This is a genomic window from Afipia sp. Root123D2, from assembly GCF_001425835.1.
Taxonomy (GTDB): domain Bacteria; phylum Pseudomonadota; class Alphaproteobacteria; order Rhizobiales; family Xanthobacteraceae; genus Afipia.
Window position 1 is genome coordinate 705,831 of record NZ_LMDP01000001.1, and the last position, 20,794, is coordinate 726,624.

21 protein-coding genes and 1 riboswitch are annotated in these 20,794 nt (G+C 63.1%); of the genes, 10 read left to right on the top strand and 11 right to left on the bottom strand.

What is annotated here, in order from left to right; translation table 11 throughout:
• Window positions 1-44 precede the first annotated feature (44 nt).
• Window positions 45-410 carry a glycine cleavage system protein GcvH gene (gene gcvH, locus ASC80_RS03315; RefSeq protein ID WP_056292828.1) on the bottom strand — a complete coding sequence of 122 codons (366 nt, stop codon included), beginning with the start codon at window positions 408-410 and terminating at the stop codon, window positions 45-47.
• Window positions 411-419: 9 nt separating this feature from the next.
• Window positions 420-1,571, bottom strand: a complete 1,152-nt coding sequence (gene gcvT / locus ASC80_RS03320) for a glycine cleavage system aminomethyltransferase GcvT (protein WP_056292830.1) — start codon at window positions 1,569-1,571, stop codon at window positions 420-422.
• Window positions 1,572-1,708: 137 nt separating this feature from the next.
• A riboswitch (glycine riboswitch) is annotated at window positions 1,709-1,800 on the bottom strand.
• A 207-nt stretch (window positions 1,801-2,007) separates the two neighbouring features.
• Here gcvT and alaS point away from each other — a divergent pair.
• Entirely contained in the window at window positions 2,008-4,671 is a 2,664-nt protein-coding gene (gene alaS / locus ASC80_RS03325; RefSeq protein WP_056292832.1) for an alanine--tRNA ligase, read from the top strand.
• Between the two features lie 55 nt (window positions 4,672-4,726).
• Here the strand turns inward: alaS and ASC80_RS03330 are convergent, their stop codons facing one another.
• Window positions 4,727-5,560, bottom strand: coding sequence for a universal stress protein (locus ASC80_RS03330; protein WP_056292834.1), 834 nt, complete (start codon window positions 5,558-5,560; stop codon window positions 4,727-4,729).
• A 197-nt stretch (window positions 5,561-5,757) separates the two neighbouring features.
• Here ASC80_RS03330 and ybaL point away from each other — a divergent pair, with 197 nt between their 5' ends.
• Window positions 5,758-7,428, top strand: coding sequence for a YbaL family putative K(+) efflux transporter (ybaL, locus tag ASC80_RS03335; RefSeq protein WP_056292836.1), 1,671 nt, complete (start codon window positions 5,758-5,760; stop codon window positions 7,426-7,428).
• Window positions 7,429-7,433: 5 nt separating this feature from the next.
• On the opposite strand, the gene ASC80_RS03340 is transcribed toward ybaL, so the two are convergent.
• Both ASC80_RS03340 and ASC80_RS03345 read right to left on the bottom strand, forming a co-directional pair.
• Window positions 7,434-8,315: a hypothetical protein gene (locus ASC80_RS03340; protein ID WP_056292837.1), complete on the bottom strand. Its 882-nt coding sequence runs from the start codon at window positions 8,313-8,315 to the stop codon at window positions 7,434-7,436.
• A gap of 320 nt (window positions 8,316-8,635) precedes the next feature.
• Complete coding sequence (locus ASC80_RS03345) at window positions 8,636-9,073, bottom strand: acyl-CoA thioesterase (RefSeq protein WP_056292839.1); 438 nt, start codon at window positions 9,071-9,073, stop codon at window positions 8,636-8,638.
• 72 nt (window positions 9,074-9,145) lie between these two features.
• On the opposite strand from ASC80_RS03345, the gene ASC80_RS03350 reads away from it, so the two are divergent.
• On the top strand, window positions 9,146-9,460 hold the full coding sequence (locus tag ASC80_RS03350; RefSeq protein ID WP_056292841.1) for a GIY-YIG nuclease family protein: 315 nt from the start codon (window positions 9,146-9,148) through the stop codon (window positions 9,458-9,460).
• 95 nt (window positions 9,461-9,555) lie between these two features.
• Here ASC80_RS03350 and ASC80_RS03355 read toward each other — a convergent pair whose 3' ends face one another.
• Entirely contained in the window at window positions 9,556-10,770 is a 1,215-nt protein-coding gene (locus ASC80_RS03355) for an NADP-dependent isocitrate dehydrogenase (protein WP_056292843.1), read from the bottom strand.
• A 421-nt stretch (window positions 10,771-11,191) separates the two neighbouring features.
• Here ASC80_RS03355 and ASC80_RS03360 point away from each other — a divergent pair, with 421 nt between their 5' ends.
• Window positions 11,192-12,079 (top strand): FkbM family methyltransferase, encoded by an 888-nt coding sequence (locus tag ASC80_RS03360; protein WP_162244569.1) that lies wholly within the window; start codon window positions 11,192-11,194, stop codon window positions 12,077-12,079.
• Between the two features lie 130 nt (window positions 12,080-12,209).
• Here the strand turns inward: ASC80_RS03360 and ASC80_RS23505 are convergent, their stop codons facing one another.
• On the bottom strand, window positions 12,210-12,359 hold the full coding sequence (locus ASC80_RS23505) for a hypothetical protein (RefSeq protein WP_156464245.1): 150 nt from the start codon (window positions 12,357-12,359) through the stop codon (window positions 12,210-12,212).
• A 32-nt stretch (window positions 12,360-12,391) separates the two neighbouring features.
• On the opposite strand from ASC80_RS23505, the gene ASC80_RS03365 reads away from it, so the two are divergent.
• A complete protein-coding gene (locus tag ASC80_RS03365) occupies window positions 12,392-13,597 on the top strand; it encodes a TrmJ/YjtD family RNA methyltransferase (protein WP_056292846.1) in 1,206 nt (401 codons plus the stop codon).
• 52 nt (window positions 13,598-13,649) lie between these two features.
• On the opposite strand, the gene ASC80_RS03370 is transcribed toward ASC80_RS03365, so the two are convergent.
• Window positions 13,650-13,964 carry a DUF1476 domain-containing protein gene (locus ASC80_RS03370; protein ID WP_056292848.1) on the bottom strand — a complete coding sequence of 105 codons (315 nt, stop codon included), beginning with the start codon at window positions 13,962-13,964 and terminating at the stop codon, window positions 13,650-13,652.
• Between the two features lie 293 nt (window positions 13,965-14,257).
• Between ASC80_RS03370 and purC the strand changes: the two genes are divergently transcribed.
• From purC to purQ, 3 genes are read left to right on the top strand one after another with little or no spacing between them, the layout of a single operon-like run.
• Window positions 14,258-15,025: a phosphoribosylaminoimidazolesuccinocarboxamide synthase gene (purC, locus tag ASC80_RS03375; protein ID WP_156464246.1), complete on the top strand. Its 768-nt coding sequence runs from the start codon at window positions 14,258-14,260 to the stop codon at window positions 15,023-15,025.
• A gap of 6 nt (window positions 15,026-15,031) precedes the next feature.
• Window positions 15,032-15,274 (top strand): phosphoribosylformylglycinamidine synthase subunit PurS, encoded by a 243-nt coding sequence (gene purS / locus ASC80_RS03380; RefSeq protein WP_056292853.1) that lies wholly within the window; start codon window positions 15,032-15,034, stop codon window positions 15,272-15,274.
• A gap of 7 nt (window positions 15,275-15,281) precedes the next feature.
• Window positions 15,282-15,983 carry a phosphoribosylformylglycinamidine synthase subunit PurQ gene (gene purQ / locus ASC80_RS03385; protein WP_056292855.1) on the top strand — a complete coding sequence of 234 codons (702 nt, stop codon included), beginning with the start codon at window positions 15,282-15,284 and terminating at the stop codon, window positions 15,981-15,983.
• 3 nt (window positions 15,984-15,986) lie between these two features.
• On the opposite strand, the gene ASC80_RS03390 is transcribed toward purQ, so the two are convergent.
• A complete protein-coding gene (locus tag ASC80_RS03390) occupies window positions 15,987-16,448 on the bottom strand; it encodes a PaaI family thioesterase (protein ID WP_056295511.1) in 462 nt (153 codons plus the stop codon).
• A gap of 183 nt (window positions 16,449-16,631) precedes the next feature.
• Between ASC80_RS03390 and purL the strand changes: the two genes are divergently transcribed.
• A complete protein-coding gene (gene purL / locus ASC80_RS03395; protein WP_056292856.1) occupies window positions 16,632-18,839 on the top strand; it encodes a phosphoribosylformylglycinamidine synthase subunit PurL in 2,208 nt (735 codons plus the stop codon).
• Between the two features lie 29 nt (window positions 18,840-18,868).
• Here the strand turns inward: purL and ASC80_RS03400 are convergent, their stop codons facing one another.
• Both ASC80_RS03400 and ASC80_RS03405 read right to left on the bottom strand, forming a co-directional pair.
• On the bottom strand, window positions 18,869-19,999 hold the full coding sequence (locus ASC80_RS03400; protein ID WP_056292858.1) for an acyltransferase family protein: 1,131 nt from the start codon (window positions 19,997-19,999) through the stop codon (window positions 18,869-18,871).
• A 34-nt stretch (window positions 20,000-20,033) separates the two neighbouring features.
• Window positions 20,034-20,396: a DUF427 domain-containing protein gene (locus ASC80_RS03405; protein ID WP_056292860.1), complete on the bottom strand. Its 363-nt coding sequence runs from the start codon at window positions 20,394-20,396 to the stop codon at window positions 20,034-20,036.
• Window positions 20,397-20,542: 146 nt separating this feature from the next.
• On the opposite strand from ASC80_RS03405, the gene ASC80_RS03410 reads away from it, so the two are divergent.
• Entirely contained in the window at window positions 20,543-20,779 is a 237-nt protein-coding gene (locus tag ASC80_RS03410) for a BolA/IbaG family iron-sulfur metabolism protein (protein WP_056292862.1), read from the top strand.
• The last annotated feature ends 15 nt before the right edge of the window (window positions 20,780-20,794 follow it).

Sequence of the window (20,794 nt, forward strand, 5' to 3'; positions counted from 1 at the left end):
TCTGCTTTCGTCATGCCCGGCACAAGGCCGGGCATGACGAAAAATCACGCCGTATGCGCCTTGTAGGCAGCTTCATCCATCAGGCCGTCGAGTTCGCCCTTGTCGGCGATCTTGATCTTGAAGAACCACGCGCCGTTATTGGCGTCGGAATTCACCAGCGACGGGTCCGCCACTAGCGCGTCGTTGACTTCAACGACTTCGCCGGTGATCGGCGCATAGACGTCGGAGGCAGCCTTGACGCTTTCGACGACGGCGGCGGCCTCGGCCTTCTTCAGCGCGCGGCCGACCTTCGGCAGTTCGACGAACACCACGTCGCCGAGCTGCGACTGGGCATAGTCGGTGACGCCGATGGTCGCGACATCGCCCTCGATACGGAGCCATTCATGGTCGTCTGTGAACAGGGTGGTCATGGGTGGTCCTCAGCGTTGATAGGTGGGAGCGACGAAAGGTAGTTTGGAAACGCGCAGCGGCAGCCGCTGTCCGCGCACTTCGGCGAACACGACGGTGTCGATGGCGGAGAGGGATGTCGGCAGATAACCCATCGCGACCGGCGCGTTGACGCTCGGGCCGAAGCCGCCGGACGTGACCTTGCCGATGGCGTCGGATGACGTGTCGTCCGCGAACAGCGCCGCGCCTTCCCGCACCGGGGCGCGGCCTTCGGCCTTGAGGCCGACGCGGCGGCGCGCGGCGCCACTGTCGAACTGTTTCAGGATGCGATCCGCGCCCGGGAAGCCGCCGGCCCGCGCGCCGCCGCTGCGGCGGCTCTTCTGAACGGACCATTCCAGTGCGCCTTCGACCGGCGTCGTGGTGGTGTCGATGTCGTGGCCGTAAAGACAAAGCCCGGCTTCGAGCCGCAGGCTGTCGCGCGCGCCAAGACCGATCGGCAGCACGTCGGGATCGGACAGCAGCGTCGTCACCACGCGCTCGGCGGCGTCGGCCGGAATCGAAATCTCGAAGCCGTCCTCGCCGGTGTAGCCGGAGCGCGACACGAAGCAGGCGGTGTCGAGAATCGTGCGCGGCCCGGCGTCCATGAAGCGCATCGCCGCGAGGTCCGGCGCGTGTTTCGCCAGCACGGTGACGGCCTTCGGCCCTTGCAGCGCGACCAGCGCGCGACCCGGCAGCGGCTCGATCACGCAATCGCCGGACAGGTGAGTGCGTAAATGCGCCTCATCGTCGTCCTTGCAGGCGGCGTTGACCACGACGAACAGGTGGTCGCCGAAATTCGCCACCATCAGGTCGTCGAGGATGCCGCCATTGTCATTGGTGAACTGGGCGTAGCGCTGGCGGCCCGGCGCGACGCTGAGAATATCCTGCGGCACCAGCCGCTCGAGCGCGCGGGCGGCGTCCTCGACCTTGCCGGATTTCGGCCGCAGCACGATCTGGCCCATGTGGGAGACATCGAACAGCCCGGCCGCGGCGCGGGTGTGGAGATGTTCCTTCAGCACGCCGGCCGTGTACTGCACCGGCATCTCGTAGCCGGCGAACGGCACGATCTTGCCGCCGCAGGCGACATGGAGCGCATGAAGCGGAACGCGTTTGAGAGAGGGAGTCCGGGAATCGTGCGACGGCATATCGAGGCTCCTGACGGCTCACGGGGACCCATTCCCCAAAAAGCCTGTCGAAACCCCATCTGTCGCTGTGCCTGAGAGTATTATCCCGTCGGCGGATGCCGCGCCGGAAGTCCGGCCGCATCTCTTTCCAGATTTCAGTCGATCACGCGGTCCTTTTGCCTGAGAGTTTCCGGGGCGGTTGCTCCTTCGGCGCCGGCCTCGAGGGCCGGTCTCTCCCGACGTGACGTCGTCTGATATGGGGACCAGAACATGGCTTTCGAGCCCCTGTCAACGCGACCGAAAGAGCTATCAACGGTCCTCGCGGATGCTTGCAACCCGCTGATCCGCTGCACACTTTCTGGACAGGTCCGGCCCTCGCGTCTAAAAGCGGTGCCGGACAGGCTTTCCTTGCACGCGTCATGATCGCGGGCGAATTTTCAGGCGCGATTGGACGGACATGAGCGGCGTTAACGAGATCAGATCGGAATTCCTCAACTTTTTCGCGAAGAACGATCACGAGATCGTGCCATCGTCGCCGCTGGTTCCGCGCAACGACCCGACATTGATGTTCACCAATGCCGGCATGGTGCAGTTCAAGAACGTCTTCACCGGCCTGGAAAAGCGGCCCTACCAGCGCGCCACCACCTCGCAGAAGTGCGTTCGCGCCGGCGGCAAGCACAACGACCTCGATAACGTCGGCTACACCGCGCGGCATCACACCTTCTTCGAGATGCTCGGCAATTTCTCGTTCGGGAACTACTTCAAGGACCGCGCGATCGAACTCGCCTGGAACCTGATCACCAAGGAATTCGCGCTGCCGAAGGACCGGCTTCTGGTCACGGTTTATTCCGAGGACGACGAGGCGTTCGGCCTGTGGAAGAAGATCGCGGGCCTGCCCGAATCGAAAATCATCCGGATCCCGACCGGCGACAATTTCTGGCAGATGGGCGACACCGGCCCCTGCGGCCCGTGCTCGGAAATCTTCTTCGACCACGGCGACAAGATTCCCGGCGGCCCTCCCGGTTCGCCGGACGAGGACGGCGACCGTTTCATCGAGATCTGGAATCTCGTGTTCATGCAGTTCGAGCAGATCGCGCCGGGCAACCGCAATCCGCTGCCGCATCCCTCGATCGACACCGGCATGGGGCTGGAGCGCATCGCCGCCGTGCTTCAGGGCAAGCATGACAATTACGAAATCGACCTGTTCGTCGCGCTGATCCGCGCCGCGGCCGAACTCACCGGCGCCGACCCGCACGGCCCGCAGAAGGCGTCGCTGCGCGTGATCGCCGACCATCTGCGCGCTTCCGCCTTCCTGATCGCGGACGGCGTGCTGCCGTCGAACGAGGGCCGCGGCTACGTGCTGCGCCGGATCATGCGCCGCGCGATGCGCCACGGCCAGCTGCTCGGCGCCAAGGAACCGTTGATGTACCGTCTTGTGTGGGCGCTGGTGCGCGAGATGGGCCAGGCCTATCCCGAACTGGTGCGCGCCGAGAGCCTGATCGAGGAAACGCTGCGGCTGGAAGAGACCCGCTTCCGCAAGACGCTGGAGCGCGGCCTGTCGATTCTCGACGAGAAAAGTGTCTCGCTCAAGAAGGGCGACATGTTCGACGGCGAAACCGCGTTCACGCTGTACGACACCTATGGCTTCCCGCTCGACCTGACGCAGGACGCGCTGCGCAATCGCGGCATCGGCGTCGATATCGCATCGTTCACCGATGCGATGGAACGGCAGAAGGCCAAGGCGCGCGAATCCTGGAAGGGCTCGGGCGACAGTTCGGCCGAGGCGGTATGGTTTCCGCTGCGCGAGAAGCTCGGGCCGACGGAATTTTTGGGCTACGAGACCGAAAGCGCCGAAGGCGTCGTCGCCGCGCTGGTCAAGGACGGCAAGGAAGCCGACAGCCTGAAAACCGGCGATACCGGTTCGGTGGTTCTCAACCAGACGCCGTTCTACGGCGAGTCCGGCGGTCAGGTCGGCGACATCGGTGTCCTGACCGGCGATGGGGTACGCTTCCGCGTCACCGATACACAAAAGAAGGGCGGCGATCTGTTCGTGCATCTCGGCACGGTCGAGGAGGGCACGCTCAAGCCCGGCACGGCGCTCGCGCTCGAAGTCGACCACGGCCGCCGCACTGCGATCCGCGCCAACCATTCGGCGACGCATCTGCTGCACGAGGCGCTGCGCCAGGTGCTCGGCGATCACATCGCCCAGCGCGGTTCGCTGGTTGCGCCCGATCGGTTGCGTTTCGATTTCGCGCATAACAAGCCGATCTCGGCGGAAGAACTGAGCCGGATCGAGGACATCGCCAACGATGTCGTGCTCGAGAACGGCGAAGTCGTCACCCGCTCGATGGCGGTGGACGATGCCCGCGCCTCCGGCGCCCGCGCGCTGTTCGGCGAGAAGTACGGCGACGAGGTTCGCGTGGTGTCGATGGGCAAGGGCAGCGGCAACATGCTCGGCTGGTCGGTCGAACTGTGCGGCGGCACCCATGTGAAGCGCACCGGCGACATCGGACTGATTTCGGTGACCGGCGAGAGCGCGGTCGCCTCCGGCGTGCGCCGGATCGAAGCGCTGACCGGCCGCAATGCGCGGCAGGCCGCCAATGCCAGCATCCAGACCGCGAAGGCGGCAGCCGCCGAACTGCGCACCACGCTCGACGACATGCCGGCGCGCATCGCGACGCTGCTGGAAGAACGCAAGAAGCTGGAGCGCGATCTGTCCGACGCCCGCAAGAAGCTGGCGATGGGCGGCGGCGCGTCCGCTGCCGGCGGCGACGGCGGCGCGGACATCCGCACCGTTGCCGACGTCAAATTCCTCGGACGGGCCGTTCAAGGCGTCGATGTCAAGGATCTCAAAAGCCTCGCCGATGCAGGCAAGAAGCAGATTGGCTCCGGCGTCGTTGCGCTTGTTGCCACCAGCGAGGATGGCAAGGCGAGCGTGGTGGTTGGCGTCACACCGGATCTCACCTCGCGGTTCAGTGCGGTCGACCTCGTGCGCAAGGCCAGCGAAGCGCTTGGCGGCAAGGGCGGCGGCGGAAAGCCTGATATGGCGCAGGCGGGCGGGCCGGATGGCGCCAAGGCCAACGACGCGCTGAAGGCGATCGAAAAGGCGATGGGCGCCTAGTGTCCTGAATCCACGAACCGCCGGCGCACGACGCGCCGGCGACGATGCCGTTTAACTAGTGCGACATGAACACCGGCACCGTCATCGAGCCGAGGATGGTGCGCGTCACGCCGCCGAGCACGAATTCGCGCAAACGCGAATGCCCGTAACCGCCCATCACCACCACATCCGTTCCCTGTTCGGCGATGTAAGACAGGATGGCGTTGGCGGCGTCGACATCAGGCGCGTGCAGTATTTTCAATGTCGCTTCGATGCCATGACGGGCGAGATGGTTTACTATGCCTTCGCCGCTGGCCTGATGGCGTGAATCCGCGGTCTTTTCGTTGGCAACAATCAAAATCTCGACGTGGCTGGCCCGCTTCAAGAGCGGCCGGGCGTCATTCACCGCACGCGCGGCGGTCGAACTGCCGTCCCAGCAGCATACCACGTGGTCGAGTTTCAACTTCTCCCTCTGGATATAGGGCACGATCATGACCGGCCGCCCGGAATCGAACAGGACACTTTCGATGATCGCCTGGTTGTCGTCGCCGCTGTCCTCTGTCTGCTGGACGATACTGATGTCGGATCGCCGCGCTCTCACCGCGAAGGCTTCCGCCGAGCGTGGCAGGCGGTGAGTTACAAGCTCATGGTCGAAGGACAGGTTGCGGCCGCGCGCGGCATCCTCGAACCGCGTGATCGCGGCACGGGCTTCTTGCTCCTTTTCCATGATGATGTTGGAGACGACCGATGCGGGCATCTTCGGGATCGGATACTGCGGAAAGCTGATCGGGTCGCAGAACGCTATCGCCGTCACATGCGCGTCACAGGTCTCCGCCACCGATATCGCGTAGCTGAGAGAGCGGTCGCGGGATTTCTCGGTTTCGAGTTTGAGGGTGATATCCTTGATCACGGGATGCCTCCAATCAGTTGATCGTTGCAGTTCACGCGGCATCATCGCGCTGTCCCCGCGCCGACACATTGAGGCACATCAACTTGCGGCGCAGGGTTGCCATGCCCTCATTGTCGCATGTCGGCCCCGCCTGACTGCGGCGATGGGTAGCCGAACAACGCGCTGGCATCTTATTCGCGAATGCAACAAAATGCCGCATGCATCACAACACCCCTCTGATGTCGACGGTCGTCGTCGGCCTTGTGCTCGCTTTTATCTTCGGCGCGCTGGTCCAGCGTATTCGCATCTCTCCCCTGGTCGGCTACCTGCTGGCCGGTGTGGTGATGGGTCCATTCACCCCCGGTTACGTCGCCGACCAGAACATCGCGAATGAACTCGCCGAAATCGGCATCATTTTGCTGATGTTCGGTGTCGGCCTCCATTTCTCGTTGAAGGATTTGTGGTCGGTGCGTGCCATCGCCTTACCCGGCGCCGTGGTGCAGATCACGGCCGCCACGGTGATGGGATGGGCGCTAGGCTGGATGCTCGGCTGGAACACCGGCAAGGGCATCATGTTCGGCATCGCGCTTTCCACCGCATCCACGGTGGTGCTACTGCGCGCCATGCAGGAGCGGCGGCTGATCGATACCGAGCGCGGACGGATCTCGGTCGGCTGGCTGATCGTCGAGGATATCGCCTGCGTTCTGACGCTGGTCATGCTGCCGCCGCTGGCGGGGCTGATGAATGGCCAGGCAGCGGGCGATATTGCGCTCTCGACGCTCGCCTGGCCGCTGGCGATAACACTCGGCAAGGTCGCGGCCTTCGTGGTGCTGATGCTGGTGGTCGGCCGCCGCGTCATCCCGTGGCTTCTGCACTATATCGCTCATACCGGATCGCGCGAACTGTTTCGCCTCGCGGTGTTCGCGATCTCGCTCGGAGTGGCGTTCGGTGCGGCGATCCTGTTCGACGTCTCGTTCGCGCTGGGAGCGTTCTTCGCCGGCATGATCCTGAGCGAATCCGAACTCAGCCAGCGCGCCGCCAGCGAGACGCTGCCGCTGCGCGATGCGTTCGCGGTGCTGTTCTTCGTCTCGGTCGGCATGCTGTTCGATCCTTCGATTATCGTGAAGGAGCCGCTGCCGCTTCTGGCGACGCTGTTCATCATCCTGTTCGGCAAATCGCTGGCGGCGTACGCCATCGTGCGCGTATTCGGACATTCCAATTCGACGGCGCTGACGATTTCGGCGTCGCTGGCGCAGATCGGCGAATTCTCGTTCATTCTTGTCAGCCTTGGCGTCAGCCTGTCGCTGATGACCGAGCGCGGGCGCGATCTGGTGCTGGCCGGCGCAATCATCACCATCATGCTCAATCCGTTGTGGTTCGCATTGCTGGATCGCGTGCTGGCGGAGAAAGAGGGCGCGCCGAAAGCGCCACCGGACGCGAAGCCGGTGCCGCGTGTCGAACTGCCGGTCTCCGCGCTGACGAACCATGTGGTATTGGTCGGTTATGGCCGGGTCGGCAGCGTGGTCGGCAGGGCGCTGCGCGCCGGAAATATCCCGTTTCTGGTGATCGAGGATAATCCCGGCACGATCGAGCGGTTGCGGCAGGAGAGCATCGACGTCATCACCGGCAATGCCGCCGCGCCCGACATGCTGCAGGCTGCCAATGTCGCCGCCGCGCGTGGACTGCTGGTGGCGATTCCCGATGCGTTCGAGGGCGGGCAGATCGTGGCAAAAGCGCGCGCCATCAGCACTGCGCTGCCGATCATCGCGCGCGCCCATTCCGAGGAGGAGATCGCGCACCTCAAGCACCACGGCGCGAATTCGGTGATCATGGGCGAACAGGAAATCGCGAAAGCGATGATTGCGCAGATCGGAGTGGCGAGCGCCTGACTGCGTTAGGCCGGCCGCATGTGCCGTGCGTAGAACGCCAGTTCGATCGACACAAAGCGAGCGAAGCTGTCTCGCAGATAGGCGGTCGGTTGGGGAGTTCCTGTTTCATCGGTTGAGAAAAAGCCGAGCCCGGTGCCTTCAGCCACGATGCTCGACACCTGCGTCTTCGACAGCCCGAAACGCTTGGCGACCTGCGCCCGGCTCGGCAACGGCGTACCTGTGATGTCGGACAGCATGACCGCCAGCACGACAGGAATGGCGCCCTCGCGCTTTCCGAAAAAGCAGGTGAATTCAGGCATGCGGTCAATCAGCGGGATGCCCGTAGCATGCTCGCGTCCGGCAGCGGCGGCGAAACGTCGGCTGAAATCCGGATCTTGCGCAAACATCTGCGCGCGCTGCATGTCCGGCTGCAGTGCGTCGAGAGCGTTCACCGCATGGGGCATCCAGTTCCTGACGAAATCCATCATGCGCGCGGTCGGCTGGTAGGATTTCGAGCGGCGGTCGGATGTGTTCCGCGATGTTTTGACGAAGCCTGCCAGTTTCAGCAATGTCAGCGTTGTCTTGAGGACGCGCGGGCTGAGTTCTTCCCGCTGTGTGCACAGTTCGAGCAGCCGGGTGTAGGTGGCGCCGCCCAGCGGGCCATAGTTTTCATGATCGGCAGCAAGATAAAATACATAGGCGGTCAGACGGAAGCGCGTTTCCGAAGCCATCAGCTTGTTGATGAGGCGCGGCGCCTCGCGAAAGCGCGCGATGGCGACCGTGTATTCGCGAACGGCGTCAGCGAAGGCGGGCGAGGCGCGCAGGTGTGCGGCTTCGGCGAGCAACGTGTCTTCGCCGCGATGCCTATCGCGCGATCCCGACTTGAGAAGTTCCGCAAGACCTTGCATTGAACAGGGATTCCGGACCAGAGACGTTTGTGATCGCGCATTCCGGCGCGGAGCCATTTAACCCTGTTTACGGCTGGCGAAGCCCGGGAATCAAGGGAGGCTCCGTGATAAGCGGTGCACAGTTGCGCTGGGACGCCGGAATCGCCTGACACGGATAGGAAAAGGCGCGGAGTGATCCGCGCCTTTGATGTTTTATGGCGTCAGCATCGCAGCGCCGGGTGTCGGTGCGCTGGCGCTTGGCGGCGAGCGGCATCGGCGCGGGCTACAGCGTATGGACCGCCAATGCGCGGGCGTCGTGGCCGTTCTAGCTGCCGACGTGATCACGGCTTCAGGTGAGATTCGCGCGTCGCGATCAGGCGGCGGATGTCGTCGGAGATTGCGGTCGGCCGGTGTGTTCGCTGATCGGTGTTGACCCAGACCACTTCGCCGGTGGCGAGCAGGTCGCTGCCGTCTTTCGGAAAAATCGCGAGTTCGAACACCAGGCTTGAATTGCCGATCCGCGCGACACGCGCGCCGACCTCGAGTTCCTGATCGAAGCGGATCGGAGCCTTGTATTCGACCACCGATTTGACGACGTGGAAATCCACTCCGGTTTTCTTGGCATCGGCGTACTGGTCGTAGTCGAGCGCGCGGAAGTACTCGGTGATGGTCGTGTCGTAGTAGGTCAGGTAGTGGGCGTTGAACAGCACGCCCTGGCCGTCGATCTCCGAGTAGCGCACCCGGAAGGGATGGAAAAAGCGGAACTGGTCGCGATCCATTGCCTGTAATTCTCCTTGTTGCCGAAGCGGTGTTTCGTCATCCTGAGGTGTGAGCGAAGCGAGCCTCGAAGGATGACAGGCGCCGGCATCTATATCTACATGCTACGATGTGCCGACGGATCTTACTATGTCGGCAGCGCGACCGGCTCTGATTTGAACAACCGGATCGACCAGCACAACAGCGGTGCTTATCCCGGCGACACCTTTTCGCGGCGCCCGGTCGTCGGCGTGTGGTCCGAATACTTTGACAGAATAACCGACGGGATCGCGGTGGAGCGGCAGATCAAAGGTTGGAGCCGCGCAAAGAAGGAAGCGTTGATCCGTTCGGACCGGGCTGCGGTTCGCCTATTTTCCCGACGGCGAGGCGGGCGCTTGCCGGCCGATTGATCAATCCCGTCATCCTTCGAGGCTCGGGCCATAGTGCGTCGAAGACGCGCTTATGGCCCTCGCACCTCAGGATGACGGGAAAAATTGTGCGTCGCTTACGCGGCCATCGCCTTGGTCAGGTTCTCGGCGACCTTGTCGAGGAAGCCGGTGGTCGACAGCCAGCGCTGGTCGGCGCCGACCAGCAGCGCGAGATCCTTGGTCATGTAGCCGGATTCGACGGTCTCGACGCAGACCTTCTCGAGGGTGCTGGCGAACTTCGCCAGCGCGTCGTTGTTGTCGAGCTTGGCGCGATGGGAGAGGCCGCGGGTCCAGGCGAAGATCGACGCGATCGAGTTGGTCGAGGTTTCCTTGCCCTTCTGGTGTTCGCGGTAGTGGCGGGTCACGGTGCCGTGGGCGGCTTCCGCTTCCATCACCTTGCCGTCCGGGGTCAGCAGCACCGAGGTCATCAGGCCGAGTGAGCCGTAACCTTGCGCCACGGTGTCGGACTGGACGTCGCCGTCGTAGTTCTTACAGGCCCAGACGTAACCGCCGGACCACTTCATCGCTGCCGCGACCATGTCGTCGATCAGGCGATGCTCGTAGGTGATGCCCTTGGCGTCGAAGTCCTTCTTGAACTCCTTGTCGAACACTTCCTGGAAGATGTCCTTGAAGCGGCCGTCGTACTGCTTGAGAATCGTGTTCTTGGTCGAGAGATAAACCGGATAGCCCTTGGTCAGACCGAGGTTCATCGAGGCGCGGGCGAAGTCGCGGATCGAATCGTCGAGGTTGAACATGGCAAGCGTGACGCCGGGGCCGGGGGCCTTGAACACTTCGCGCTCGATCACCTTGCCGTCGTCGCCGACGAATTTCAGGGTGATGGTGCCTGCGGTCGGGAATTTGAAATCGGTGGCGCGGTACTGATCGCCGAAGGCGTGGCGGCCGATGATGATCGGCTTGGTCCAACCGGGGACGAGGCGCGGCACGTTCTTGCAGATGATCGGTTCGCGGAACACGACGCCGCCGAGGATGTTGCGGATGGTGCCGTTCGGCGACTTCCACATTTCCTTGAGGCCGAATTCCTTCACGCGGCCTTCGTCGGGGGTGATGGTGGCGCACTTCACGCCGACGCCGACCTTCTTGATGGCGTTGGCGGCATCAATGGTGACCTGATCGTTGGTCTGGTCGCGGTATTCCATCCCGAGGTCGAAATACATCAGGTCGATATCAAGGAACGGGTGGATCAGCTTGTCCTTGATGTACTGCCAGATGATCCGGGTCATTTCGTCGCCATCGAGTTCGACGACGGGATTGGTCACCTTGATTTTTGCCATGTGTGATCGGGCCTTCTTGAGGGGGGATTTGGCGGGGTGGATGGAATTTGCGCTGGCTATAGCACCGCAGGATGGGTCGCGAAAGCCAGCCAAACGCATCAGAGACGAGGGAATTTGCCCGGAGCGGGTCACCGCGCGATGAACCCGTTCGGCTTGAGCCCAAGATTCCATGTGATTCTTTAACCCATTTATTTTATTGATGAATTTACGGTGGGCGATGACGGTTTGACGGCCGCTTCCGGTGCAGCCGCTGAATCAGCTTCTCAGGAGGTTGATTCAAACCCTTCAGCCGTTGAATCGGTATCTTCAGAACTTGATTCAGATCCTTGAGGTCGTGCATCAAGGCACTCGCGGGCTGCCTCGAATCCCCTCAGCCCGCGATGATGCGCCGCGTCCGGCCTCGGGGATGGAAGACGGCGCATTGGCAGATCAACCCTCGCTCTGGCATCAAGTCCGCGGCGTTACCGGCCGCTTTCGCCGGCAGATGCGCAAGCGCATTCTGGAGCCCGTGCTTGTCGGGCATCGCTCCTTCCGCGAAACCGTCCTGAATGCGGTGTCGGCGCGCGGACACCTGATCTATTGCGACACCCCGCATGGCCGTTTTTTCGTCGATCCCGCCGACCGCACGGTCGGGACCCATCTGGTGTGGCGCGGGGTATGGCAACACGCCGAACTTGATCAGGCCATTTCCATTCTGGTTCAGGAATCGCGGCTCCAGCCCGGTACGTTGTTCGTCGATGCCGGCGCCAATATCGGGGTCCAGACGGTTTACGCCCTCCGCAGCGGCCGGTTCGGGAGCGCCGTGTCGTTCGAACCCGAGCCGGGCAATCGCCGCCTGCTCGAAATGAACGTCGCGGCCAACGGACTCGCGAATCAGGTTCGCGTGGTCGGCAAGGCGCTGGGCGATACCGAAGGCCACGCCACTCTCTATCTGCATCCGCGCAACAAGGGCGCTCACGCGGTCGGCCGCCGTCCGTCCTATGACGGCACCGAGAGCATCGAGGTCGAGATCGTGCGGCTCAGCACCGAGCTTGATGCATACGCAGTCTCCGAGATCGGGATGATCTGGATCGACGTCGAAGGCCTCGAGCCCGACGTCGTGCGCAGCCTCGGCAAATATCTCGGGCAGGTCCCGCTGGTGATCGAATACGCGCCGGCGCGATATTCAAAAGCGACGCGGCAGGCGTTCGATGAACTGCTCGCCGCCAAATACAGCACGCTTCACCGGCTCGGGGCCGAGGCGTCGCCAGCCCAGTCGCCGCGTGTCCTGCCGTCGGTCGAGGGCATCGTCGATATCCTGGTCTACTGAGATCGTCCCGTTCGCGAGCGTGACCGCTCCCGGCGACGCTGCTCCGCTTTCGCCGGAGATTTCAAACGATTCTGCAACCTGTTTATTTTATTGATGAATTTTAGATTCTCAGCGAGGCTTGCGCTGCGGGTTACCAGCCAGCGCCCTGAATCGCCGTCTTAAGCGGTTGATTCAAATCCTTCAGCAGTTGAATCAACGTCTTCAGAACCTGATTCAGACCCTTCAGGCCTTGATTCAAAAGCTTCAGCAGTTGAATCAGTGCGTTCAGCAGCTGAATCAAATCGTTCAGCCTTTGAATCAGAAAGTGAGCCGATGTCCGGGTCTGGGACCGATAAAACCAAAGCGCGGAAGGAATTGGCCGGCCCGATCGTGGTGCTGGTCGAACCGCAGCTCGGCGAGAATATCGGCATGGCGGCCCGCGCCATGGGAAATTTCGGGCTGACGCGCCTGCGCATCGTCAAGCCCCGCGACGGCTGGCCGAACGTCGCGGCGCAACGCGCAGCGGCAGGCGCCGACCACATCCTCGACAAGGTTGAACTGTTCGACACGGTGGAGGCGGCGGTGGCCGACTGTTCGCTGCTGTTCGCCACCACGGCCCGCGCCCACGATCAGGCCAAGCCGGTGGTCGGCCCCGAGGAGGCGGCGCGCCAGAGCGTGACGGAAATCGCATCGGGCGGCACCGCCGCGATCCTGTTCGGCCGCGAACGTTGGGGGCTGAACAATGAAGAGGCCGCGCTCGCCAATCGCATCGTGACCTTTCCGGTCAGCCCAGGCTTCGCCTCGCTGAACCTCGCGCAGGCGGTTCTGCTGATGGGCTACGAGTGGTTCAAGCTGTCGACCGGGAACGCGCTGCCGTTCACGATGCCGGAGCGCTCCGAGCGTGCGTCCAGCCATCAAATGCAGGCGTTTTTCGACAATCTCATCGGCGAACTCGACAAGGTGGAATTTCTGCGTCCGGCAGAAAAGCGCGACACCATGCTGGTCAACCTGCGCAACATTTTCACGCGGATGGAGCCGACCAAGCAGGACATGCACACGCTCCACGGCGTGGTGATGGCCATTGCCGAGGGCCGCAAGGGCCCCGCCAAGGGCGGCGTCCTCGACGGCAACGAGGCGACGCGGCTGCGCGCGCTGCTCGCGGAACACAGCGAGGGGCGGGCACCGTCGGAAAGCGGCACGGTGCGGGGATTGGCGCGGCTGCTGCGGCGGAATCCGACCGACGCCGAACGCCTGTTGTGGCAGGCGCTGACCACTGACCGGCGCTTCGCGGCACAGTTCAAGCGTCAGACCCCGGTGGGGCGGCATATCCCGGATTTCGTGTCGTTCTCGAAGCGGGTCGCGATCGAGATCGTCAATCCCGGGGAGAACGATGTCGTGCGCAAGGACCGCGCCGTGCGCAGCAACTGGCTGGCGGAGCGCGGTTATTGCGTCGTCGCACTGTCGACAGACCAGATCGAGCGCGATCTCGCCGCGGCTCTGGATCTGATCGAAAACGGAGCGCCGTCCGCCTCCGCGTAGCGCGAAAGGCGTCGCGGGCGGTTGACCGCCCACGGCGCCAGGTCGCTTGCGGTCAGGTTCCGGCCTTCACCTGCACGGCGGCGACGGCGAGCAGTTCATCCATTTTCTTGCGGATCTCGGCCTCACTGGCCTTGCCGTCGAGGTCCTTGGCGACCTTGCGCAGGACATCGTCGTCACCCGATTCCTCGAAATCCGCCGCTACCACGTCCTTGGCATAGGCGGCGGCATCGTCGCTGCTTTTGCCCAGCTTCTCGGCGGCCCACAATCCGAGCAGCTTGTTCCGGCGGGCGAGCGCCTTGAATTTCTGCTCCTCATCGAGCGCGAACTTCTTCTCGAAATCTTCCTGGCGTTTGTCGAAGCTGGACATATATCTGTTCCGTAAGGTGAATTGGCTGCGCTCGGACCGGCAGCGGTGATCCCTGCATATAGGTTTCGAACGCGGCCGGGCAACGTCCGAAAGGTCGCAGGATTGATGGCCAAACAGGGCGGTAAAACACGTCTCCTTGCGTTGTATCGGGGAGATCAATGGGTTACGTTGCGGCTGGGTCCGGTTCGCGGTTTGTTTCGCGATTCTGGGCTTTGCGGCAGCTCCGCCGTGAGTCGCGTAACCATTCGGAGCACACCCATCTCATGGATTTCAACAACACACGGTACATCCCTATGAGCCGTCGGCGTCGCATTTACGAAGGCAAGGCCAAGGTCCTGTATGAAGGACCGGAGCCGGGAACCTTGATTCAACATTTCAAGGATGACGCCACCGCGTTCAATGCCAAGAAACATCAGGTGATCGAGGGCAAAGGCGTCCTCAATAACCGGATTTCGGAATACGTCTTCCAGCACCTGAACGACATCGGCGTGCCGACGCATTTCATCAAGCGGCTCAACATGCGCGAGCAGTTGATCCGCGAGGTTGAGATTGTGCCGCTCGAAGTCGTGGTGCGGAACGTCGCCGCGGGTTCGCTGTCGCAGCGCCTCGGCATCGAGGAAGGCACGCAGCTGCCGCGCTCGATCATCGAATTCTATTACAAGAACGATCAGCTCGGCGATCCGATGGTGTCCGAAGAACACATCACCGCTTTCGGCTGGGCGACGCCGCAGGAAATCGACGACATCATGGCGCTCGCCATTCGCGTCAACGACTTCCTCAGCGGGCTGTTCCTCGGCATCGGCATTCGTCTGGTCGATTTCAAGATGGAGTGCGGCCGCCTGTTCGAGAACGAGATGATGCGGATCATCGTCGCCGACGAAATCTCGCCGGATTCGTGCCGGCTGTGGGACATCAAGTCGAACGAGAAACTCGACAAGGACCGTTTCCGCCGCGATCTCGGTGGCCTGCTCGAGGCCTATACCGAAGTCGCCAAGCGTCTCGGCATCCTGATCGAGAATGAACGTCCGGCAGGCTCCGGCCCGGTGCTGGTGAAGAGCTGATCTCCGATGAAAGCTCGCGTCACCGTCACACTGAAGAACGGCATTCTCGATCCGCAGGGCAAGGCCATCGAAGGCGCTCTGAAATCGCTCGGCGTCGATGGCATCGCCAGCGTGCGGCAGGGCAAGGTGTTCGACATCGAACTCGGCACCACCGACAAGGCCAAGGCGGAGGCGGCGTTGAAAGCCGCCGCCGACAAGCTACTGGCCAATACGGTGATCGAGAACTATCGCGTCGAGGTTTTGGGCTAAGCGACCAATGAAATCAGCCGTCCTCGTTTTCCCCGGCATCAATCGCGAACGCGACATGGCGCGGGCACTCAAGCTTGCCTCCGGCAACGAGGCTGCGATGGTGTGGCACGCGGAAACAGCGCTGCCGAAGGGCACCGATCTGGTGGTGGTGCCGGGCGGTTTTTCCTATGGCGACTATCTGCGCTGCGGCGCGATTGCCGCACGCTCGCCGGTGATGGACGCGGTGCGCGCCCACGCCGCCGCCGGCGGCCTCGTTCTCGGTGTCTGCAACGGCTTCCAGATCCTGTGCGAGTCGGGCCTGTTGCCCGGCGTGCTGATGCGCAACGCGCGGCTGAAATTCATCTGTCACGATGTGCATCTGCGCGTCGAACGCTCCGATACACCGTTTACCCGCGGCTACAACGCCGGTCAGGTGATCCGCGTGCCGGTGGCGCACGGTGAGGGCAACTACGCCGCCGACGAAGACACGATCCGCCGTCTCGAAGGCGAAGGCCGCGTGCTCTATCGTTATTGCTCGCCGACCGGCGAAGTCGGCGACACCCACAACATCAACGGCGCGGCGGCGGCGATCGCCGGGATCGTCAGCGACAAGGGCAATGTGCTCGGCATGATGCCGCACCCGGAAAATCACGTCGAAGAGATCATGGGTTGCACCGACGGCCGCGGCCTGTTCGCAGGCCTCGTCGATCATCTGAAAAACGCGGCGTAACTCTTACGTCTTTCGCTTCACCCGCTTGATCGTCCCCGAGAACGAGAACAGCGGCCGTTCGCCGCTCTTGAGAAGTCCGCGCACGAAAATCAGCGAACCGCCGGCGCGGGTGACTTCACCTTCGGCCTCAACGAGTTCGCCTTCATAGGCGGCGTTGAGGAATTCGCTGGCAAACGTCACGGTCACGGCCGGACCCTGCAGGACAGGCGAGGCGAATGCGAACAGGCAATAATCCGCGAACGTCATGTAGCAGCCGCCGTGGACGTGCTTCAGGCCGTTGAGATGTTTGGTCTCGGCGCGGAATGCGCAGCGGACCCGGCCGTCGTCCTCGATCTTGTGCCAGAACGGCCCGTTGTGGGATTCGAAAGTGTCGCGGCTCCAGGTCCGCCAGCCGGCGAATTCGCCCTCGGTGGCGACCAGCAGGTCGGGGCGGCGGGTGAAAGGTGTTTTGGTCTGGTCGTCCAAGCGCTTCGGCCCTTGTTCGAGGAGGTATTGCGTGCTGTTAAATCCGATCCTGGTGCAGCGCGCAAATCCCGCCTTGGCGGGATATCCCGCAAACCGGGGGATTGTTGAAAACACTCGGAAAAAGCCCTTTTCTCACCTCTTTGGTGCCCCTAAGAAGGGGTTTAACCCGCACCCAGGTCCACGATGCGAAATGAACCCCAGATCACGCCCGAACTGATCGCCGGCCACGGCCTCAAGCCGGACGAGTATGAGCGCATCCTCAAGCTGATCGGGCGCACGCCGAGCTTTACCGAGCTTGGGATCTTTTCGGCGATGTGGAACGAGCACTGCTCGTACAAATCCTCGCGCCTGCATCTGCGCGGCCTGCCGACCAAGGCGCCGTGGGTGATCCAGGGGCCGGGCGAAAACGCCGGCGTCATCGACATCGGCGACGGGCTGGCGGTGGTCTTCAAGATGGAGAGCCACAACCACCCGAGCTACATCGAGCCGTATCAGGGCGCGACCACCGGCGTCGGCGGTATCCTGCGCGACGTATTCACCATGGGCGCGCGCCCCATCGCTTGTCTCAACGCGATCTCATTCGGCGCGCCGGAGCATCCGCGCACGCGTCATCTGGTGTCCGGTGTCGTCGCGGGAATCGGCGGTTACGGCAATTCGTTCGGTGTGCCGACGGTGGGCGGCCAGATGCGCTTCCACACCCGCTATGACGGCAACATCCTCGTCAATGCGATGGCGGTGGGTCTCGCCGAAGCGGACAAGATTTTCTATGCGGCGGCGTCCGGCGTGAACATGCCGATCGTCTATCTCGGCTCCAAGACCGGCCGCGACGGCATCCACGGCGCAACCATGGCGTCCGCCGAATTCGATGACGACAGTGCGGAGAAGCGTCCGACCGTGCAGGTCGGCGACCCGTTCGCGGAAAAGCTGCTGCTGGAGGCCTGCCTCGAAATCATGGAAGCGGATTGCGTGATCGCGATTCAGGACATGGGCGCGGCGGGCCTGACATGCTCCGCCGTCGAGATGGGCGCCAAGGGCGATCTCGGCGTCGATCTTGATCTCGATTCGGTGCCGACGCGCGAAACCGGCATGAGCGCCTATGAGATGATGCTCTCGGAAAGCCAGGAGCGGATGCTCATGGTGCTCAAGCCCGAGAAGGAAAAGCAGGCCGAGGCGATCTTCAAGAAGTGGGGCCTCGACTTCGCCATCGTCGGTTACACCACGCCGTCGCAGCGCTTCGTCGTCAAGCATGGCGGCGATGTGATGGCGGACCTGCCGATCAAGGAGCTGGAGTCAGAGGCGCCTCTGTATGACCGGCCGCACGTGCCGTCGCCGCAACTGCCGACGATCCGCGCGCAGGACGTCAAGCCGCCGCTCGGCATCGTGGCGGCATTGGAGAAGCTGATCGCAACACCCGAACTGTGCTCGAAGCGCTGGGTGTGGGAACAGTACGATCATGTCATCGGCGGCAACACCGTGCAGCGCCCCGGCGGCGATGCCGCGGTGGTGCGCGTGCAGGACGGGCCGAAGGGCCTTGCGCTGACCGTCGACGTGACGCCGCGCTATTGCGAGGCCGATCCGTTCGAGGGCGGCAAGCAGGCGGTCGCCGAAGCGTGGCGCAACATTACCGCGGTCGGCGGGCGTCCGCTCGCGATCACCGACAATCTGAATTTCGGCAATCCCGAACGGCCCGAGATCATGGGCCAGTTCGTCGGTTGTCTGAAGGGCATTGCGGAAGCCTGCCGCACGCTCGACTTCCCGGTCGTGTCCGGTAACGTCTCGCTCTACAACGAAACCAACGGCCGCGGCATCCTGCCGACGCCGTCGATCGGCGGCGTCGGGCTGCTCGAGGATTTCACCAAATCGGCGACGCTCGCTTTCAAGGCCGAAGGCGAGGCGATCCTGCTGATCGGCGACACCCAGGGCTGGCTCGGCCAGTCGGTTTATCTGCGCGACATCTGCGGCCGCGAAGAGGGCGCGCCGCCTCCGGTCGATCTCGCGATTGAAAAGCGCAATGGCGACGCGGTGCGCGGCATGATCCATGGCGGCACCGCGACTGCGGTCCACGATCTGTCGGATGGCGGCTTGCTTGTCGCGCTGGCGGAAATGGCGATGGCCGGCAGCATCGGTGCAAAGCTCGATGCGGGGCCGGAAAGCCTCGTGCCCCATGCGTGGTGGTTCGGCGAAGATCAGGCGCGCTACATCGTCACCGTGCCCGAATCCGACGCGCATGCGTTGCTGATGAAGACCCATGCCGTCGGGGTGCCGTGCGTTCGCATCGGCACCACGGGCGGCGACGCAGTTGCGATCGCGGGCGAGAAAGCGGTGTCGATCGAGGCGCTGCGCAAGGGCTTCGAGGGCTGGCTGCCGGATTACATGGCAGGCAAGGCCTAGAGCTTTCGCTTCGCCCCAAGCGTTGTGGCTTATAACACGCGACGCGCGCCGGGAATCCGCAGCAGCACCGCGGTCACTGCCCAACTCGCGAACAGCCCGACCACGAACAGGCTGGCGGCCTTGACGCCGGCCGGCAGGTCGATGTCGCGCAACCAGTACTGCATCCACAGAACTGGCACGTAGTGAATGAGGAAGATCCCGTAGGCGGCCTCGTGCATGGCGTCGAGGAATCCGGTGCCCGGTTTGTCGAAGTGCAAATAGAAGGCGAGGAAGCTGAAGGTGATCGCTGCGCTGAACAGCGGGAGCGCGAAGCTGTAGGCAACCTCATACCACTCGGGCAGATGATCGGGATCAAGCGCGATGCCGCGCTTGTAAACGATCAGCATCACCAGAAAACTGTAGGCGACGAGTGTGACGAGCGCCCACCGGCCCCAGCGTTTCGCGAGTTGCCCTTCGCCGGACAATAAACCCTTGTCCAAGGCAGCGAGGCCGACGCCGACGCCGATGGCGAAATAACAGGCGTACAGCAGCACGCGGCTGGCCTGGACCACCAGCGGGCCGCCGAACTCGAACCAGTAGGTGGTGCCGTAGTGCAAGCGCATCGGCACATAGGCGAGGGTGGTGACACCGAGGAAGAATGCGAAAAACAGCGCGGGGTTGCTGTATGCGCGCTGGGCCAATCGGTTGATCGGCTCCAGACAGTTCGGGGCGACGCGATACAGCAGCGCGGCGCAGGTGTCGAACGCCAGCAGCACCCAGACGAACCAGATCGGCCCGCTTGGCCACGGGCCGACCGTGACCGTCTTCCACCAATAGGCGGCAAAGCCGATATTCGCGTCGCGCGGCTGGAGCGCATAGTAGGCGAGCGGCATCAGCGTCAGCGCAGCGATCGCGAACGGCAGGCCGAGACGCAACAGCCGGTCATGCAGGAAACTTGCGGTGCTCTTGCGTCGCAGGCTCGGCCAGGTGAACAGTCCCGATAGAAAAAAGAACAGCGCCATGAAGAAGCTGTCCGTTGCCAGGATAATGCCGTCGAAGCCGACCCACCTGTTTTTGTCGGCGTAGCCGTAATAGGTGTACGGGATCACCGCGTGATGGATGACCACCAGAACGGTGAGCGCGGTGCGGGCGCGGTCGAGGGCAACGTTTCTCTCGGACATGATTCCCGATACCAGCACCGAAGATTCGTCGCAATCAGGCGGGCAGTTCCTCGATCGTGACCCTGTCGGGATAGAATGCCAAGTGCCCGGCGATTTCCTTCACCGCGTCATAGGGGGCCTCATAGGTCCAGATCGCGTTATCGAGCATCTTGCCGTGGGTCTTGATGGTGAAATAGCCGGCGTCGCCCTTGTACGGGCAATGGGTCCGGCGGTCGGTGGCTGACAGCAGCGCCATGTCGACATCGGCCCGGGGAATGTACTGGACCGGGGGGTAGGAGGCTTCCCGGAGGGTCAGTGCTCCGGTGGTGTCGGCGACGACCTTGCCGCCGGCGGTGACGCGGACCCGCTTCGGGTTGGGCGCGATGGTGATGGGATGGTCCGGTCCGGGAATTTTCATAACGGGCTCCGGCAGTCTCCTGTGGGTGTTCGCGATATAGGAACGATTGCGACGATTGCCCGCGTGACCCCGCTGCTTGTCGGCGCTAGAATTGGGCATATCTGGTATGATGGAAGGGCCGGTGGCCCGAGACGGGAGACCTTGGAATGCCGATGGACGCGCGGGATATCGAAACCATGATCAAGGCTGCGATTCCCGATGCAACCGTGACGATTCGCGACCTTGCCGGTGACGGTGACCACTACGCGGCGACGGTGATCTCGGAATCGTTTCGCGGCAAATCGCGGGTTCAGCAGCACCAGATCGTCTATCAGTCCCTGAAGGGACAGATGGGCGGCATCCTGCATGCGCTCGCGCTCCAGACCGGGGTGCCGGACGCCTGATCGGCTACCATCGGG